Below are 15,951 nucleotides of genomic sequence, written 5' to 3' on the forward strand. Positions count from 1 at the left end.
CGGTTTTCCTTCGGTTGCAGTCGATCAGGACCCGGGAGAGCGGGCGGTGATCAGCCAGGACGAACTGTCCATCCAGAGGCCTTCGGGCGTGGTCTCCACGCCGGAGAAAAGCTCTTCGAGGGCGCGCACGATCCCGGCGCGGCGGGCCTGTCCAAGCTCGCCGGCCTCGCGGAATGTTTCCCCGGCGGGCCCGATGGCGAGCTGGAAGCCGATCGCGTCCTCGATGTCGCGTCCGACCAGCACCTTCGCGTCGATGCGCCTGAAGGCGATGTCGGTGAAGCCGGCGGCCTCCATCTGGGCGCGGGTGACGTCTTCGCTGGCCATCGAGAAGGGGCCGGGGCCACAGGTCAGCGCTTCCTCGCCGGGAGGCGGCAGGAACCGGCGGACCACCTGGTGCGGCTCGTTGAGCCAGGGATTGTCCTCGCGGCGGCGCCAGACGATGTGGGCCACGCGGCCGCCGGGTTTCAGCGCCTTGCGCATCGAGCGGAGCCCGGCGACCGGGTTCATGAAGAACATGGTTCCGAAGCGGGAAAACACGAAGTCGTAGGCGTTTTCCTCCAGCCCGCGTTCCGCGTCGCGGGCCGCGAAGTGGATGTTGGGGGCGAGGCTGAACTCGGCGCAGTTCCACGCGATGTCGAGAAAGGCCTGGCAGCAGTCGATGCCGACGACATGGCCGCCCGGGGCGACGCGATGGGCGATCTCGATGGCGGTATCGCCGAAGCCGCAGCCGACATCGAGGACGCTGCTGCCGGGTGCGATGCCGAGCGCCGGCATCACGGCCGCGCTGTGGCGGGACAGGCCGCCGACCAGGATATGGCGGTAGCGGATGAATTTCGGGGCCAGAATATCGTTCCAGAAATCGACGAGCGGGGAGGGCTGCTCGTGTGCGGCGGAGGGCGCCGCGAATGTCGGGTTGATGGTCATGTCGAATGTCCTTGGTGTGATTGCGTATCGGTCCGGCTTTTCAGGCCGGGGGTGCCGGCGGTCAGCGGGACCAGTGGGCCGGGGCGTCCCATCTCGCCTGCGCGGACCGCTCGGCGCGGCGCTCGCGAACAAGGCGGATGGGGCCGAATTCACGGCGAATGATTTTGCGCGGGTTGAACATCTGATCTTTGTCCTGTGTCGGTGGCGTCGGGGCTGTCCCTCGGCCGGTGACAGGACGAATAGCGGAGCGGACGGGCGGGTTCTGCTTCAGGGAGTGAAGGATTCAGCTACAGAAATCGGAGAATCCTGCTACAATTTGTGAAGCTCGGGGCGTCCGCGCCGTGGAGAGGGTGAGCAGATGAACTACAACCAGTTCTGTCCCATCGCGAAGGCGTGCGAGGTTCTCGGCGAGAGATGGACGATCCTGATCCTGCGAGAAATCCTCATGGGCGCGCGGCGATTCAACACGCTGCAACGGGGCCTCGGGGACATTTCTCCCGCGCTTCTGACCAGCCGCCTCAAGGGGCTGGAACAGCACGGCTTGGTCATCAGGCGGCGGATCCCCGGGCAAAAGGGGTTCGAGTATTTTCCCTCGGAGGCCTGCGAGGCGCTGCTGCCGGTTCTTGTCGCGCTCGGCGAATGGGGGATCGTATGGGCCCGGCAAACGATGTTTGCCGAGGACTTCGACCCGGAGCTCCTGATGCTCTATCTCGAAAGAAGCATAGACAGGGACAAGATCAAGGGCGCCGAGACGATCATCAAGTTCCGCTTCTCGGACATTGCCGATCAAAGCGACTGGTGGATCATCGTGAACCCCGAGAAGGCGGAGGTCTGCCTTCGTGACCCGGGCAAGGATGTCGACGTCTACTTCAACTGCACGGTGCGCACGATGACCGAGGTCTGGATGGGAGACCGCACCTATCGCGACGCGATCAAGGCCGGCGACCTGTCCATCGAAGGGGATGTCTACCTGACCCGGAACGTTTCCGCCTGGCTGCGTGCCAGTGTATTCGTGGATTCGCCGCGCGAGCCGGCCTAGCGCTGACGATGGCGAATGCGGACCGGCGGTCCGCCCCGTCGAGCCGGGCATCGGCAAGGAGGGGCGGGACGGCGAGCAGGGCGAGCGCGACAACCGTGCCGCCGGCGCGGACGAGGAAACCGCCGCCGAACAGGCGACCGAAGATCCAGTCGCCGAGCGCGATGAGCAAGGCCGTCGATCCAATCAGAGACAGTATCCGCATGAGGCAGCCGCGATCCGGAATCGCGACAACTTTGCCCGGAAAACGCGAAAAATCCGTCAGGCCCGCTTTCGACCGCATGGCCGGGGGCGAAACACGTCATCGAATTCCTGCCGGCGGCCTAAGGCCCGGTGACGTCGTAGGTCCAGACGCGGAAGTTCTTCAGGACGTGCGGGCCGAAGGAGTTGATCAGCGGGACATCGGCGGCGTCGCGGCCGCGGGCGACGACGATGCGGCCGATGCGCGGCATGTTGTTGCGCGGGTCGAAAACGTGCCAGCGGCCGCCGAGATAGACCTCCATCCAGGCGGAGAAATCCATCGGGTCGAGGATCGGCACGCCGATATCGCCGAGATGGCCGTTCACGTAGCGCGCCGGGATGTTCATGCAGCGGCAGAGCGTGATGGCGAGGTGGGCGTAATCGCGGCAGACGCCGACCCGCTCGTTGTAGGCTTCCAGCGCCGTGCGGGTGGCGCGCGCCTTCATGTAGTCGAAGTCGAGATGGTCGTGGACGAAATCGCAGATCGCCTGGACGCGGCCCCAGCCGGGCTCGACATTTCCGAACAGGTCCCAGGCGATCTGGCTCAGCCGGTCGGTTTCGCAATAGCGGCTACCCATGAGATAACCGATGCATTCGTCAGGAAGCTCGGGGACCGGGATCTCGGCTGCATCCGGAAAGGCGGGATCAAGGGTGCCGGGATCGGAGATCGTGGCATCGGCCCAAAGCGAGAAATCGCCCGCCGGCGCGGTGAAGCGTCGGCAGACATTGCCGAACATGTCGAGATAGGTGTGCGTCGGCACGGCGGGCGTGGAGACCAGCCGTTCAGGCGCAACCAGGTCGCCACGGCGCTCGGGCCTGATTTCCATCAGGCACACCATGGGCGTCGGCTGCTCGCACTGGACCGTCAGTTCGTATCCGAAACGGATCTGCATGGACGCATTCTAGCGGAAATCTTCCGCGGTCAGCACATAGACGGTCTGCCGCCTGTTGGAATAGGCCTCCCGCGCGACGCTGCGGATGGATTCGCGCTTGCCGTCGAAGGAATTCAGGAAAAGGGATTCGTCTCCCGGCATATCGGGGGCCTTTTTCACTATGGCATCGATGTCGATGCGAAACGGCACTGTCGACATGCCGTCATGCCCGACAAAACGGATCTGCCGGCGTCCGGGATCATAAAAGCGGCTTTCGTTGAGAAAGGTCAGCGTCATCGTTCCGTCTCCTGGTCGGTCGAGACCGGCGTCCGGGCCGGTTCCGAAGTGTTTGCCGGACCGATGCCCTGGCGGAAAAACTCAATGCCCCGCTCGTCGAGAACGCGGACCAGATCCGGCTCCGGCGGTATCATGCGCGATGCCGCCATCGCGATGGCGATGCTCTTTGCCGCCGCGAGGCTGACGGCCTCGCAATGAACGCGGTCGACAACGGCAAGCGCGGCGTCGGGGTGACGGTCGCGGCAGTATTCGATAACGATTCTCATCCGTTTTTCCCGTTCCGGGCCGTCCCGCCAAAGGGCGGGGGCCGCATCACTTCTTCTTGCCGGTGAAGCCGCCGGCACCGGAAGTCCTCAACGGTGCCATGGTGTCCGAGGAAGCCGCCTGCTTGGCCGGCTTGTCCTGTTTCGGTTTCCGGATTTCCTTGTTGCTGCGTTTCTGACCCTTGGCCATGATCGATCCTTTCAGGATGCGTGGTTGTCATTGAGTGCGGTTTTCCGGTTCGCTGCCGCGTTTCTCGTCCAGTACGAGGGCGGCCTCGAGTTCGGCGTGGTCTATCTTCACCATCTGGCGACTGCGGGCTCCCTCGCGCCTGGCGGGCAGGTGGATGAAAGTGGCGACGCGGTGCCACGCGACCCAGGACCTTCCCTCGACGGCCTGCTCATCCTCGTCAATGTCGTATTCGCCCGCCGGTTGCGGGGAGCCGAGTGCCGCAAGGAAAAAGGAATGGCGGAAACTTGCGGTGGTGCGGCGGGTGCGAGTTGGCATCTTATTGTCCCAAGCGGCGGAAGGGCCGTTCCGCGAAAACAGGCCTGCCGTCCGCCCTGTCGGCGCAGGAGGCGCGTGGCCCTGCCGTTGCCCGGAAGGTTGCGATCACGCGGTGTGTATCCCGGAAACACAGTCGCGCTTCGATTGTGGCCAATTCGCGTCCGGCCCTTCCGAATTGTGCTGCGAAACGCCGCCGGCGGCATGCCGTCACACGGCTGTCACGCGACTCTGGTTTTGGGCTGTCATGCAGATGCGCGACGACAGGCCGGGCGAGGAAAAGAAGTTCCGAACGCTCTTTCTCTCCGACATCCACCTCGGAACGCGGGGATGCCGCGCCGACATGCTGCTGGATTTCCTGCGCGAGCACGACGCCGAGAAGATCTATCTCGTCGGCGACATCTTCGACGGCTGGCGGCTGAAGCGCGGCTGGTACTGGCCGCAGGTGCACAACGACGTGGTGCAGAAGCTGCTGCGCAAGGGCCGCAAGGGGGCCGAGATCGTCTACGTGCCCGGCAACCACGACGAGGTGATGCGGCAGTTTCCCGGCACGCATTTCGGCGGCATCGAGGTGAAGAACCGCGACATCCACGAGACAGCCGACGGCAGGAAGCTGCTGGTCATCCACGGCGACCAGTTCGACATGGTGGTGGTCAACGCCAAGTGGCTCGCCCATGTCGGCGACGTGGCCTACACGATCGCGCTGGCGGTGAACTTCTGGTTCAACCGGCTGCGCCGGCTGTGGGGCGGGCAGTACTGGTCGCTGTCCAGATGGGCGAAGCTGCGCGTCAAGCAGGCGGTCAATTTCATCGGCGCCTATGAAACCATCCTCGTCTCCGAGGCGGCCAAGGCCGGCGTCGACGGCGTGGTCTGCGGCCACATCCATCATGCTGCGCTCACCGAGATGAACGGCATCACCTACGTCAACACCGGCGACTGGGTGGAAAGCTGCACGGCCATCGTCGAGGAGCACGACGGCACGCTGCGGCTGATCGACTGGTCGGCGATCATGCGCGAGCGCAACCGCGGCAGGCTGCCGGCGGTGATGCCGCAGGCGAACGGGCGCAAGGCAAAACGGCAACGACAGAAGACGGCGGCCTGACCGCCCGAACGGAAAGCGGCACAGACATGAGCGATGCCATCACGGTCAGGGAACAGCTTGGCGCTGCGGTTCACCGGAATTCCGCCCTGTCGAAGACCGGCCTGCTGGAGCGGATATTCTCGAAGGCATTCAACGGGCTGGTCTATCCCCAGATATGGGAGGACCCGGAAGTGGACATGGCGGCGCTGGAAATCGAGCCGCACCACAGGCTCGTCTGCATCGCTTCCGGCGGCTGCAACATGATGAGCTACCTGACGGCTGGGCCGGACTCCGTCACCGCGGTCGACCTGTCCCCGGCCCACGTGGCGCTGAACCGCATGAAGCTGGCCGCGGCGCGTCATCTGCCGGACCACGAGAGCTTCTTCGCCATGTTCGGGCGGGCCAACGTGCGCGGCAATGCCGACCTGTTCGACCGGCTGGTGGCGCCGCATTGCGACGCGGCGACGCTTTCCTACTGGAACGGGCGGCGCGGCATCGGCGGGCGGCGCATAGAGATGTTCGAGGACGGCTTCTACCGGCACGGAATGCTCGGCCGCTTCATCGGTTCGGCGCATCTGCTGGCCGGGCTGTTCGGTGTCGACCTGAAGAGCTTTCTTGCCTGCCGGACGCCCGAGGAGCAGGCGACGTGGTTCGAAGCCAATCTCGCGCCGGTGTTCGAAAAGCGGCTGGTCAGGTGGATCGCCGGCAACAAGGCGTCGCTGATCGGGCTCGGCATCCCGCCGCAGCAATATGACGCGCTGGCCGGCGCGGCGGACGGCGACATGCTGGCGGTGCTGCGCGAGCGCACGCGGGCGCTGTTCTGCGACTTCCCGCTGTCGGAGAACTGGTTCGCCTGGCAGGCGGTCGCCCGCGGCTACGGCGAGAACGGGCCGGTGCCGCCCTATCTGCGCGAGGAGAATTTCGACGCGCTGAAGGAAAACGCGGTGCGCGCGACGGTGCACAACCGCTCGCTGACCGACCTGCTCGGCGAATTGCCGGCGGGATCGCGTCACGGCTACGTTCTGCTGGATGCGCAGGACTGGATGACGGACCGGCAACTGAACGAGCTGTGGTCGCAGATCACGCGGACGGCCGCGCCGGGCGCGCGCGTCATCTTCCGCACCGCGGGCATCGGGACCATCCTGCCGGGCCACGTCGACCGGGCGATCCTGGATCGCTGGACCTACCACGCGGAACGGTCGAGGGCGTGGACGCGGGCCGACCGTTCGGCCATCTACGGCGGCTTCCACCTCTACACGCTGGACGGGTAGCGCATGGCGCGGGTGACGGAGCAGGACAGCGAGGCCCACGGCAGGCTGATGGACGCGATCTACCGCAACCAGCGCCATGTCTACGACCTGACCCGGAAATACTACCTGCTCGGGCGCGACCGGCTGATCGCGGACCTCGCGGCGGGCGAGGGGACGACGATACTGGAGGCGGCCTGCGGCACCGGGCGCAACCTGATCGTCGCGGCGAGACGCTATCCGAAGTCGAGCCTCTACGGCTTTGACATTTCATCGGAAATGCTGAAGCAGGCGAGCCGTAATATTGACAGGGCCGGGCTTTCGGACCGCATCGTGCTGGCGCAGGCCGACGCCACCGGTTTCGACCCGCAGGCGCTGTTCGGCGTTGCCTCGTTCGACAGGATATTTCTTTCCTATGCCGTTTCGATGATCCCGCCATGGCGGGCGGCGATTGCCGAGGCGGCGCGGCACCTGGCCGATGACGGCGCGCTGCATGTCGTCGATTTCGGCCAGCAGGAGCGGCTGCCGGGCTGGTTCCGTGCGGGGCTGCAGGGATGGCTGGCGAAGTTCCACGTCGAGCCGCGCAAGGAGCTGGAGCGGGGCATGGCAGAAGCCGCGCAGGACGCCGGGGCGACGCTTCGCTTCGAGAGCCTGTGTCGCGACTATGCGCGCTACGGGGTGATTCGGCGCTGAGGCCGTTGCACCGCGCGGTGCCGATGCATTATCAGGGCGTCATTCCAAGCGAGGAGCCCGAACCATGCCGAAAATCACCCTGACAGCATCCGACGGCCACACGCTCGGCGCATACCGTGCCGACCCGGCGGGAAGCCCGCGCGGGGGCGTCGTCGTCATCCAGGAAATATTCGGCGTGAATTCGCATATTCGGTCGATCTGCGACCGGCTGGCCGCGGATGGCTACGCCGCGATCGCGCCGGCGCTGTTCGACCGCACGGAGCGGGATTTCGAATCCGGCTACTCGCCGGAGGAAGTCGAGCGGGCGCGGGGCTTCATCGCCGATCCCGATTTCGACGCCTTCCTGCGCGACACGGACGCGGCGCGCGCGGCGCTGGCGGATGCCGGAAAGGTCGGCATCGTCGGCTTCTGCCTCGGCGGGTCCGTCGCCTTCGCGGCGGCAACGCGGCTGGAGGGATTTTCTGCGGCGGTCGGTTTCTATGGCGGGCGGATCGCCGGCATGGCGGACGAGAAGCCGCGTATTCCGACGCAGCTTCACTACGGCGCCGAGGATCCAAGCATCCCGACGAGCAATGTCGAGACCGTGAAGGCGAAGCGACCGGATGTCGAGATCTTCGTCTACGAGGGGGCCGGACACGGTTTCAACTGCGACGCGCGGCCGAGCTATCACCCGGAGGCGGCGAAGCTCGCCTGGGGGCGGACAATGGACTTTCTTGCGGCGCATGTCGGCTGACGGATGCATCGCAAGCCGGACCGGAAAGGGCCGGGGCGGCAGCCGCCCCGGCCCTTTCTTTGCCCCGAAGGGCAGGGTTTCGAATAACCGTCAGGCCCGGACCTCCTGGCGCTGGAAGAACACGTAGGCGCCGGTGAACAGCAGCACCATCGCGGCAACCAGGCCCGAGATCTGCGGCCAGACGATCAGGATCGATTGCAACGTCGGCAGCGGCGCGCCGACCAGTGCGCCCTGCAACTGGCCGAGGAACACCGGCCCGACCGAGCGCGATGCCGGGTCGAGAAGCATCCGCGCGATCTCGCCGTAGAGCGTCGCGGGCGACACCCGGGAAACGGCAAGCTGGGTCTCGAAGGCATTGACCACGCTGACCGGATCGAAGGGATCGGCCGGCGAGATCGCCGCGGCGATGAAGGGCGCGATCATCGACCAGAACATCGAGAGGACCAGCCACACCGACAGGGCCGCGAGCGCCGAGGTGGCGGGCGTCCGGATGACCGTCGAGAAGGCCAGCGACAGGGCCAGCCAGACACCGGAATAGATCAGCGTCGCCGCCAGATAGGCAAGGCTGCGCGCCAAGTCGCCGCCGGATGGCGGAAGGCCGAGCAGCAGGATGCCGAGCCCGGTCATCAGCAGCCACAGCGTCAGCAGGGCGATGCCGATGACCAGCATGCCGCCGAGAAACTTCCCGAACAGCACCGCGTCCCGGTAGATCGGCTGGGCGAGGATGCGACTCATGGTGCGCCGCGAGAACTCGCCGTTGACGCTGTCGAAGCCAAGCGCGATCGCGACCAGCGGCAACAGGAAGCCCATGAAGGAGGCGAATGACGGCAGCGGCTCGCGCGCCACCGTGAACAGCTTCAGGAACAGATAGGGGTCTTCCGACGTCGTCGCCCTGATCTGCTCGATCGCCGCGTAGACCGCGCCGGCGGCGGTGAGAAGGACCAGCAGCATGATGAGATGCATGCGGGCGCTGGTCATGTGATCGGCCGCCTCCTTGAGGGCGATGGCGGTCACGCCCTTGAGCGGTGAACCTTCACGCTTCATTTGCAGCCTCCCTGAAGAACAGATTGTAGGCTTCGCCGAGCGAGAGGCGGCGGGCCGCCAAGTTCCTCAGCGCGCCGCCGGCCTCGACGATCCGGCGCGCCAGCTCGTCGCGGACATCGCGCGAGGCGGTGATCGCCCACTGGCCATCCCCGGTCTGCGCCACGCCGCTGACGCCGTCCAGTTCGCCGGCGATACCGGCGACGTCGGCTCCCTCGGCGCCAAGCTCGACATGGAAGGCGCCGTCGGCGACGCGGTCGGCGAGTTCCGCCACCGTTCCGACGAAACCGATGCGTCCCTTGTTGAACAGGGCCACCCGGCTGCAGATCGACTGCACGACGTCGAGCATGTGCGAGGAGATCAGCACCGTCATCCCGTCATGGGAGAAGGTGCGGATCAGCTCGAGGAGCTCTTCCGTAGATTGCGGGTCGAGACCGGAGGTCGGCTCGTCGAGGATGGCGACGCGGCTGTCGCGCATCAGGAGCTCGGCAAGGCCGAGACGCTGGCGCATGCCGCGCGAATAGGTGGCGACCCGGCGGTCGCCAACCCCGTCGAGACGGACGCGGGCGAGCGCCGCGTCAATCTTGCTGTCGGCCTCGGCGGGCGACAGTCCGCCGAGGCGTGCCGTGTAGCGCAGGTTCTCGCGCCCGGTCAGGTTGTCGTAGAACCCGACCGCGTCGGGCAGGTAACCGACCTCGCGTTTGACGGCGAGGGGATCGCGCACCGGATCCTTGCCGAGTACGCGGACGGTCCCGCCCGAGGCTTCCGTGAGGCCAAGCAGCATCAGGATCGTCGTCGTCTTGCCGGCGCCGTTCGGGCCGAGCAGGCCCAGAACCTCGCCTTCCTCGACCGTGAGGTCGATGCCATCGACGACGGCGGTGCCGTTGTAGCGCTTGGTCAGCCCCGTTGCTTCGATCACGTGCCCGGTCATCGACGTCCGTACCTCATGACGGCGAAGGCGAGAACGATGACGGCGGCGCCGATGACACCGATGCCCGCGAGGCCGAACATGGTCGAGGTCTCGACCGTGGTGCGGAACCGGACGCTCTCGGACGTGCCGTCGGCCTGGGTGCGCAGCGTGACCATGTAGTCGCCGGCAATGGCCTTCTCGGTCGGCTTGATCGTCACGTTGACGTCACGGCTGTCGCCGGGCGCAAGCTCGGGCATCTCCTCGGGATCGAAGGTCACGGTCCAGCCGCTCGGCGCGGTGGAATTGAAGCGGACCGACTGGGCCGGCGCGCTGCCGGTGTTCTCAATGGTGAAGGCGAAGGAGGATTCCTTGCCGGCAACGGCCGTGCCGGACAGCCTGTCCTGCGGACCGCGGAAGTTCAGTTCGGGCGAGCCGGTGACCTCAAGCGCCAGGTCGGTCGATGCCTCCACGTCGCCGGCCACGGTGGTCACGCGGATCGGGTATTCGCCGGCCTCGACGGAGTTGTCGAGCTTGACCTCCAGCGTCACGTTCTCCGTTTCGCCGGCCTTGACCGGAATGCCGGTGATCTCCTCCGAGCCGTAACCCCGCTTGAACGTCGTGCGGAAGCCCGGCGGCACGTCGGCGGCGAGATTGAACAGCGCGTCTTCGCCGCCTTCATTCGTCAGCTTCATCTTGTACTGGAAGGTGGACTTCACGCTACCGCGGATTGCCGGCAGTTCCGGCTCCAGCGTCGCCCCGCTTTCCGCGTCCTCCGAGATGGTCAGGCTGATCGGCAGGCCGGCAGTGCCGTCACCATATTCGGCGACCAGCTCGAGGTCGTAGGTGTCCGGCGCGGAGCCGGCGGGCGGGGTCAGCTCGAGCGTCATGCTGCCGGTTTCGCCGGGCGCGACCATGGCGGCGGTTGCCTCGCGGCCGCCGCTGCGGATGGACCATTCCCAGCCCTCCGGGATCCCCGACAGCTCAAGCCGGGCGCGCTGCGGCGCCTCGGTGTAGTTCAGGATGTCCAGCGGAAGGGTGATCGTCTTGCCGGCACCGGCGGTGAATTCCGGGGTCGGCGTGGTGAGCCAGAAGCCGTGCGGGCGCGGGGCGCCGTCGGCGGCGGTATCGGATTGCGCATGAGCAGGCGCGTTTGCAAGCAGGGTGCATGCGACAAGCGCACCCATAAACAAGCGGGTGTTTGCGTTCATTTTTTCCTCGTTTCATGACTAGCCGGCGCGGACACGCCGCGCGCTATGGACAATCAGGACAACGAAGTGGAAGGCGGAGCGCGGCCCTGCCAGGCATGGGCGTGCGCGCCGGCGACCACGGCCGGCACGTTCGCCGCGATGCAAACCGATCCGAGGAAATCCCGGGTGTCCGGCCGGTCCTGCGCGGCGGCCAGCGCGGCGGGCCTGTGCGCCAGGCCCGGAACCTCCCGGACCGGCTCTGGGCCGCCGACGACAAGGCCGTCGCGAGGACGAAGGCCGGAATGGGAACTTGCCGCGAAGCTTTCCAGGCTGGTGTCGGAAGCGAGCGCTTCCAGCGGCGCGAGCGCAAGGGCCAGCTGAAAAACAGCCGAAACCAGGCATCCGAGAATGCCGGTCACCGAAGAAATCGTGTTTTTCCCGCGTGAGCCCACCAGCCGCACCTAGGATTCTTCGGACAATCGAGGCCGGCTCAAGGCCGTCCTGCTTCGCGCCGGTCGTATCCACGCCGCAATTTGGGCAATTTTTTGAAACGGTGTCCGATTTGGAGCACCGCCCTGCGGCGGACGCAATTTCGTCGTTGCGGCGATATAATCGCTTCTTTATATCGTTATGTGAATTGCAACCGAGGTATACCATGTCCAATCCGCTTTCCGACCTGATTGCCGAAAAAGGCGTGCTGCTTGCCGACGGGGCGACCGGCACCAACCTGTTCGCGATGGGACTCATGTCCGGCGACGCGCCGGAGCTCTGGAACGTGGACCATCCGGAGCGGATCACCAAGCTTCACCAGGATTTCGTTGATGCGGGGTCGGACATCATCCTGACGAACTCCTTCGGCGGAACGCGGCACCGGCTCAAGCTGCACGGCGCGCAGGACCGGGTGTTCGAGCTGAACAAGCGCGCAGCCGAGATCGCGCGCGCGGTGGCCGACAAGGCGCCGCGCAAGGTGATCGTTGCCGGTTCCGTCGGCCCGACCGGGGAATTGCTGATTCCGCTCGGCGCGCTCAGCTTCGAGGGGGCCGTCGAGGCGTTCAAGGAACAGATCGAGGGCCTGAAGGCCGGCGGCGCGGACATAGCCTGGATCGAGACCATGTCGTCGCCCGACGAGATCCGGGCCGCCGCGGAAGCCGCGATCGCGGCCGGGATGCCCTACACGTTCACCGCCTCCTTCGACACGGCGGGCAAGACGATGATGGGACTCTCGCCGAAGGACATTTTCGGCGTCGTCGCCAACGAGCCGGAGCAGCCGGTGGCCCTCGGCGCCAATTGCGGCGTCGGCGCGCCGGACATCCTGTCGTCGCTGCTCGACATGAGCGGGGCCAATCCGGACGCCACGCTGATCGTCAAGGGCAATTGCGGCATTCCGAAATTCAAGGGCGACGAAATCGTCTATTCCGGCACGCCGGAACTGATGGCGGAATATGTGCACCTGGCGATCGACGCGGGCGCGAAGATCATCGGCGGGTGCTGCGGCACGTCATGCGACCATCTCAAGGCGATGCGCGAGGCGCTCGACCATCACCAGAAGGGCGCGCGGCCGACGCTCGACGACGTGGTGGCGAAGGTGGGGCCGCTGAAGAACCGGGCGGCCGACACGCCCGGTGCAGGCTCGGCGCGGCGCGAACGGCGCGGCGGCCGGCGGCGCGGCTGATCCCGAAAGAAAAAGCCCTCCCGGCCGGGCCGGGAGGGCTTGCGTTGCATTGACAGGGCCGGGGCCTAGCCGCGACCCGCGAGCATCGGGCCGGTCATGGCATCGGAGTAGGCGATGGCCTGGCCGAGGAAGGCATCGTAGCTTTCCAGCACGGTCGCCACGTCGTCGCTCTGGCTCCTGAGCTCCTCCTTCACCTCTTCCCAAGCGCCACGCATCGCCTCGACGACATCGTCCGGGAAGCTGAGGAATTCCACGCCGGATTCCTTGAGCTGCTGCATCGCCTGGGCGTTGAAGTAATCGAACTGGGCGTGCATCTCGAGCGCGGCGGCCGAGGCGGCCGCGCTGCAGATCGCCTGGAGATCAGGCGAAAGCTCCGCCCAGGCATCGTTGTTGAAGACGACCGCGACGCCGGCACCGGGCTCGGCATAGGCCGGCACGTAGCACAGATTGGTGATCTTCTGCAGGCCGAAGGCCTGGTCGAGCATCGGGCCGACCCATTCGGCGGCGTCGATGGCGCCGGACTGCAGGGCCTGGAAAATCTCCGTCGCCGGCATGAGCACGGCATTGACGCCCAGCTTGCGGAACATCTCGCCGCCGAGGCCGGCAATGCGCATGTTCAGCCCCTTGAGGCTGTCGAGGCTCTCGATGCGGTTCTTGAACCAGCCGCCGGACTGGGTGTTGGAGTTGCCGCTGTAGAACGGCTTCAGGTTGCGCTGGGCGTAGATATCGTCCCAGATCTCCTGCCCGCCGCCCCATTTGAGCCACGCGACATGCTCGTTGGAAGTCATGCCGAAGGGCACGCCGGTGTACCAGTGCAGCGCCGGGTTCTTGCCGGCGGCATAATAGGTCGGTCCGTGACCGACGGGAACGTTGCCCTGCTGGACCGCGTCCTCGACGCCGAGCGGCGGAACCAGCTCGCCGGCACCGTAGACCGTAAGTTCGATGCGGCCGTCCGACATCTGGCCGACGAGCTCGGCGAAGCGGGTGACGTTGGTGCCGACGCCCGGCGCGGCTTTTGGAAAGGCAGATGCAATGTTCCACTGGATCTTGCCCTGCGCGATCGCCGGCGCGGCAAGTGTGGATGCGGCGGCGACACCTGCGCCACCTGTCAAGAACGTTCTGCGTTTCATGTTGCCTCCCAATCGGTTGAACGGATTCCCTAACCAAAAATCACATGCGGAAGCCAGGTTGCAAGCGGCGGATATGCCGCAAGTATGGCAAGCGCAAGCAATTGCAGGACGATGAATGGCACGACACCGCGGTAAATGTCGATGGTTGTGATGTTTCGCGGCGCCGCGGAGCGGAAATAGAACAGCGCGAAACCGAATGGCGGCGTGAGGAACGAGGTCTGCAGGTTCATGGCCATCAGAACGGCGAACCAGACCGGCGAAATGTCCGTGCCAAGCACGGCAGGGCCGAGCAGCGGGACGACGACATAGATGATTTCCACGGCTTCCAGGATGAAGCCGAGGAAGAAGACCAGCAGCATGATGATGACAAGCGCGGAGACATGACCGCCGGGCAGATGGGCGAGCAACTCGGTCACCATCCGGTCGCCGCCGAAGCCGCGAAAGACCAGAGACAGCAGTGACGCCGCGACCACGATGCCGAAGACCATGCCGGAAATCCTGATCGTGTCCATCAACGAGGGCAGCAGCGTCTGACGGCGCCAAAGCCGAACGGCCGACGCGACGGTGCCGACGGCGATCAGGACGCCCGCGGCGATCGCGAAGAGCCCCGCGAGGCTTCCCGCGCCCGACCGGCCGAAGCCCGCCACCTGCAAGGCCACAAGGGCAAAGGCGGCCAGCCCCGTGGCGACGATCAGCCGACGCTCGGCGCGGCTCGCGGCGGACTTGAAGGCGGCGAGCAGCAATGCGCCGACCGCGCCGAGCCCGGCCGCTTCGGTGGCCGTGGCGATGCCGCCGAGAATCGAGCCGAGGACGGCCAGTATCAGCAGCATGGGCGGCAGGAAGGTATAGGCGATCTCTGCGCGGGAGACGCGATCGGCCGCCGGAGGCGGCGGAGCATCCTTTGCCGGGCGCAGGGACACGGCGAGATAGATGGCGTAAAGCCCGACCAGGACGAGGCCGGGCATGAGGGCACCTGCGAACAGGTCGCCGACCGAGACGGGAAGCGGCGCGAAATTGCCGGCTTTCTGCTGGGCTTCCAGATAGGTGTTGCCGATCTGGTCTCCGAGCAGGACGAGCAGGATGGACGGCGGGATGATCTGGCCGAGCGTGCCCGAGGCACAGATGAGGCCGGAGGCCTGGCGTTTCGAGATGCCGACATCGAGCATCGGCTTCAGTCCGACGAGGACGAGCATGACGACGGTGGCGCCGATGATGCCCGTGGCCGCGGCGATCATCGCGGAGAAAAACAGCACCGAAAGCCCCATTCCCCGGGCGCTGCCGCCCATCATGCGTGCAAGAACGCCGAGCATATCCTCGGCAAGGCGCGCACGCTCCAGAAGGACTCCCATGAGGACGAAGAGCGGCACCGCCATCAGCAGGTTGTTCGTCATTATGCCCCATATGCGGGCGGGGAAGAAGGAGAGGAAACCGAGGTCGAAAACGCCGAAGAAGTGGCCGATCACGGCGGTGACCAGCGGCACGCCGGAAATCGCCAGCATGGCGGGAATGCCGCTGAGGATGCCGGCAAAGAGGCCGAATACCATCAGGAGAAGGAATGTTTCCTGGGCGGTCAAGCGATCAATCCCCTAGAGTGCGTCCTGTCCGGAATGTGCCGCACCGGCCCGGCGCGGGCGAAGCACGGCGGCTATGCCCTGCGCGATCGTCAGCGCGGCGGCGACGGGCAGGGCGGTCTTGACGATGAACAGGCCGCCGAGGCCGCCCGTTTCCACGGAACCTTCGCGGATCGACCAGCTGTAGGCGAGTTCGGGCCAGTAGGCCCACACGACCAGTCCGAATACCGGAACAAGGAAAAGGACGAGGGCGACGCGATCGGCCCATGCGAGATAGCGGTCGCCGAGCGCCTCGGAAAGGATCTCGACGCGCACGTGGCCGTCGCGGGCAAGGCAGACAGGTATGGCGAAGATCAGCAGGACCGCGAAGGCGTATCCGGCCAGTTCCTGCAGACGGATGAAGCCCGTGCCGAAGCCGTAGCGCAGCACGACGATTGCCAGGACCGCCGCCACGAGGATTGATGCCGCGAGAACGCAGACCGCGCTGGCGAAGCGGTCGAGGATGGAACACAGGAAGAGTATACGCTGCCGCATGGACGCCCCGTCTTGATG

General features: G+C 66.1%; 19 protein-coding genes. 6 read left to right on the plus strand and 13 right to left on the minus strand.

Annotated features, from left to right (window positions below; translation table 11 throughout):
- Positions 1-24: 24 nt before the first annotated feature.
- Positions 25-924: a class I SAM-dependent methyltransferase gene (locus HTY61_RS02240; protein ID WP_175275262.1), complete on the minus strand. Its 900-nt coding sequence runs from the start codon at positions 922-924 to the stop codon at positions 25-27.
- A gap of 358 nt (positions 925-1,282) precedes the next feature.
- Between HTY61_RS02240 and HTY61_RS02245 the strand changes: the two genes are divergently transcribed.
- Positions 1,283-1,963: a winged helix-turn-helix transcriptional regulator gene (locus HTY61_RS02245; RefSeq protein WP_175275263.1), complete on the plus strand. Its 681-nt coding sequence runs from the start codon at positions 1,283-1,285 to the stop codon at positions 1,961-1,963.
- A gap of 320 nt (positions 1,964-2,283) precedes the next feature.
- Here HTY61_RS02245 and HTY61_RS02250 read toward each other — a convergent pair whose 3' ends face one another.
- The 5 genes from HTY61_RS02250 to HTY61_RS02270 are packed head-to-tail and all read right to left on the minus strand — an operon-like array spanning position 2,284 to position 4,137.
- The gene (locus tag HTY61_RS02250; RefSeq protein WP_175275264.1) at positions 2,284-3,093 is read right to left on the minus strand and encodes a transglutaminase-like domain-containing protein; all 810 of its coding nucleotides are present in this window, start codon (positions 3,091-3,093) and stop codon (positions 2,284-2,286) included.
- A 9-nt stretch (positions 3,094-3,102) separates the two neighbouring features.
- Complete coding sequence (locus tag HTY61_RS02255) at positions 3,103-3,369, minus strand: DUF1488 family protein (protein ID WP_175275265.1); 267 nt, start codon at positions 3,367-3,369, stop codon at positions 3,103-3,105.
- Positions 3,366-3,635, minus strand: coding sequence for a hypothetical protein (locus HTY61_RS02260; RefSeq protein ID WP_175275266.1), 270 nt, complete (start codon positions 3,633-3,635; stop codon positions 3,366-3,368). The genes HTY61_RS02255 and HTY61_RS02260 overlap by 4 nt, the downstream gene beginning before the upstream one ends.
- Before the next feature lie 46 nt (positions 3,636-3,681).
- Positions 3,682-3,822 (minus strand): hypothetical protein, encoded by a 141-nt coding sequence (locus HTY61_RS02265; RefSeq protein WP_175275267.1) that lies wholly within the window; start codon positions 3,820-3,822, stop codon positions 3,682-3,684.
- Positions 3,823-3,849: 27 nt separating this feature from the next.
- Complete coding sequence (locus tag HTY61_RS02270) at positions 3,850-4,137, minus strand: hypothetical protein (protein ID WP_175275268.1); 288 nt, start codon at positions 4,135-4,137, stop codon at positions 3,850-3,852.
- A gap of 250 nt (positions 4,138-4,387) precedes the next feature.
- Here HTY61_RS02270 and HTY61_RS02275 point away from each other — a divergent pair, with 250 nt between their 5' ends.
- The 4 genes from HTY61_RS02275 (at position 4,388) to HTY61_RS02290 (ending at position 7,888) form a co-directional block, all read left to right on the plus strand.
- Positions 4,388-5,236, plus strand: a complete 849-nt coding sequence (locus tag HTY61_RS02275) for a UDP-2,3-diacylglucosamine diphosphatase (protein WP_175275269.1) — start codon at positions 4,388-4,390, stop codon at positions 5,234-5,236.
- A gap of 26 nt (positions 5,237-5,262) precedes the next feature.
- Complete coding sequence (locus tag HTY61_RS02280; protein WP_175275270.1) at positions 5,263-6,486, plus strand: BtaA family protein; 1,224 nt, start codon at positions 5,263-5,265, stop codon at positions 6,484-6,486.
- A gap of 3 nt (positions 6,487-6,489) precedes the next feature.
- Positions 6,490-7,155 (plus strand): class I SAM-dependent methyltransferase, encoded by a 666-nt coding sequence (locus HTY61_RS02285; RefSeq protein WP_175275271.1) that lies wholly within the window; start codon positions 6,490-6,492, stop codon positions 7,153-7,155.
- A 64-nt stretch (positions 7,156-7,219) separates the two neighbouring features.
- Positions 7,220-7,888, plus strand: a complete 669-nt coding sequence (locus HTY61_RS02290) for a dienelactone hydrolase family protein (RefSeq protein ID WP_175275272.1) — start codon at positions 7,220-7,222, stop codon at positions 7,886-7,888.
- 90 nt (positions 7,889-7,978) lie between these two features.
- Here the strand turns inward: HTY61_RS02290 and HTY61_RS02295 are convergent, their stop codons facing one another.
- The 4 genes from HTY61_RS02295 to HTY61_RS02310 are packed head-to-tail and all read right to left on the minus strand — an operon-like array spanning position 7,979 to position 11,445.
- Positions 7,979-8,932 carry an ABC transporter permease gene (locus HTY61_RS02295; RefSeq protein ID WP_175275273.1) on the minus strand — a complete coding sequence of 318 codons (954 nt, stop codon included), beginning with the start codon at positions 8,930-8,932 and terminating at the stop codon, positions 7,979-7,981.
- Positions 8,922-9,848 (minus strand): ABC transporter ATP-binding protein, encoded by a 927-nt coding sequence (locus HTY61_RS02300; protein WP_343045207.1) that lies wholly within the window; start codon positions 9,846-9,848, stop codon positions 8,922-8,924. The genes HTY61_RS02295 and HTY61_RS02300 overlap by 11 nt, the downstream gene beginning before the upstream one ends.
- Before the next feature lie 8 nt (positions 9,849-9,856).
- Positions 9,857-11,047 carry a COG1470 family protein gene (locus HTY61_RS02305; protein ID WP_175275275.1) on the minus strand — a complete coding sequence of 397 codons (1,191 nt, stop codon included), beginning with the start codon at positions 11,045-11,047 and terminating at the stop codon, positions 9,857-9,859.
- 53 nt (positions 11,048-11,100) lie between these two features.
- Entirely contained in the window at positions 11,101-11,445 is a 345-nt protein-coding gene (locus HTY61_RS02310) for a hypothetical protein (RefSeq protein ID WP_175275276.1), read from the minus strand.
- Positions 11,446-11,681: 236 nt separating this feature from the next.
- Here HTY61_RS02310 and bmt point away from each other — a divergent pair, with 236 nt between their 5' ends.
- Positions 11,682-12,698: a betaine--homocysteine S-methyltransferase gene (gene bmt / locus HTY61_RS02315; RefSeq protein ID WP_175275277.1), complete on the plus strand. Its 1,017-nt coding sequence runs from the start codon at positions 11,682-11,684 to the stop codon at positions 12,696-12,698.
- A gap of 65 nt (positions 12,699-12,763) precedes the next feature.
- Here bmt and HTY61_RS02320 read toward each other — a convergent pair whose 3' ends face one another.
- The 3 genes from HTY61_RS02320 to HTY61_RS02330 are packed head-to-tail and all read right to left on the minus strand — an operon-like array spanning position 12,764 to position 15,933.
- Positions 12,764-13,828 (minus strand): TRAP transporter substrate-binding protein, encoded by a 1,065-nt coding sequence (locus HTY61_RS02320; RefSeq protein WP_175275278.1) that lies wholly within the window; start codon positions 13,826-13,828, stop codon positions 12,764-12,766.
- 29 nt (positions 13,829-13,857) lie between these two features.
- The gene (locus HTY61_RS02325; RefSeq protein WP_175275279.1) at positions 13,858-15,402 is read right to left on the minus strand and encodes a TRAP transporter large permease; all 1,545 of its coding nucleotides are present in this window, start codon (positions 15,400-15,402) and stop codon (positions 13,858-13,860) included.
- A gap of 12 nt (positions 15,403-15,414) precedes the next feature.
- Positions 15,415-15,933 carry a TRAP transporter small permease subunit gene (locus tag HTY61_RS02330; RefSeq protein ID WP_175275280.1) on the minus strand — a complete coding sequence of 173 codons (519 nt, stop codon included), beginning with the start codon at positions 15,931-15,933 and terminating at the stop codon, positions 15,415-15,417.
- Between the last annotated feature and the right edge of the window lie 18 nt (positions 15,934-15,951).

Origin of the sequence: Oricola thermophila (genome assembly GCF_013358405.1) — a bacterium.
Lineage (GTDB): Bacteria > Pseudomonadota > Alphaproteobacteria > Rhizobiales > Rhizobiaceae > Oricola > Oricola thermophila.

Coding starts and splice junctions, on each gene's coding strand:
- HTY61_RS02305 (WP_175275275.1), bottom strand. CDS start 11,047: ATGAACGCAAACACCCGCTTGTTTATGGGTGCGCTTGTCGCATGCACC.
- HTY61_RS02280 (WP_175275270.1), top strand. CDS start 5,263: ATGAGCGATGCCATCACGGTCAGGGAACAGCTTGGCGCTGCGGTTCAC.
- HTY61_RS02245 (WP_175275263.1), top strand. CDS start 1,283: ATGAACTACAACCAGTTCTGTCCCATCGCGAAGGCGTGCGAGGTTCTC.
- HTY61_RS02285 (WP_175275271.1), top strand. CDS start 6,490: ATGGCGCGGGTGACGGAGCAGGACAGCGAGGCCCACGGCAGGCTGATG.
- HTY61_RS02265 (WP_175275267.1), bottom strand. CDS start 3,822: ATGGCCAAGGGTCAGAAACGCAGCAACAAGGAAATCCGGAAACCGAAA.
- HTY61_RS02295 (WP_175275273.1), bottom strand. CDS start 8,932: ATGAAGCGTGAAGGTTCACCGCTCAAGGGCGTGACCGCCATCGCCCTC.
- HTY61_RS02320 (WP_175275278.1), bottom strand. CDS start 13,828: ATGAAACGCAGAACGTTCTTGACAGGTGGCGCAGGTGTCGCCGCCGCA.
- bmt (WP_175275277.1), top strand. CDS start 11,682: ATGTCCAATCCGCTTTCCGACCTGATTGCCGAAAAAGGCGTGCTGCTT.
- HTY61_RS02250 (WP_175275264.1), bottom strand. CDS start 3,093: ATGCAGATCCGTTTCGGATACGAACTGACGGTCCAGTGCGAGCAGCCG.
- HTY61_RS02270 (WP_175275268.1), bottom strand. CDS start 4,137: ATGCCAACTCGCACCCGCCGCACCACCGCAAGTTTCCGCCATTCCTTT.
- HTY61_RS02240 (WP_175275262.1), bottom strand. CDS start 924: ATGACCATCAACCCGACATTCGCGGCGCCCTCCGCCGCACACGAGCAG.
- HTY61_RS02260 (WP_175275266.1), bottom strand. CDS start 3,635: ATGAGAATCGTTATCGAATACTGCCGCGACCGTCACCCCGACGCCGCG.
- HTY61_RS02330 (WP_175275280.1), bottom strand. CDS start 15,933: ATGCGGCAGCGTATACTCTTCCTGTGTTCCATCCTCGACCGCTTCGCC.
- HTY61_RS02290 (WP_175275272.1), top strand. CDS start 7,220: ATGCCGAAAATCACCCTGACAGCATCCGACGGCCACACGCTCGGCGCA.
- HTY61_RS02255 (WP_175275265.1), bottom strand. CDS start 3,369: ATGACGCTGACCTTTCTCAACGAAAGCCGCTTTTATGATCCCGGACGC.
- HTY61_RS02275 (WP_175275269.1), top strand. CDS start 4,388: ATGCGCGACGACAGGCCGGGCGAGGAAAAGAAGTTCCGAACGCTCTTT.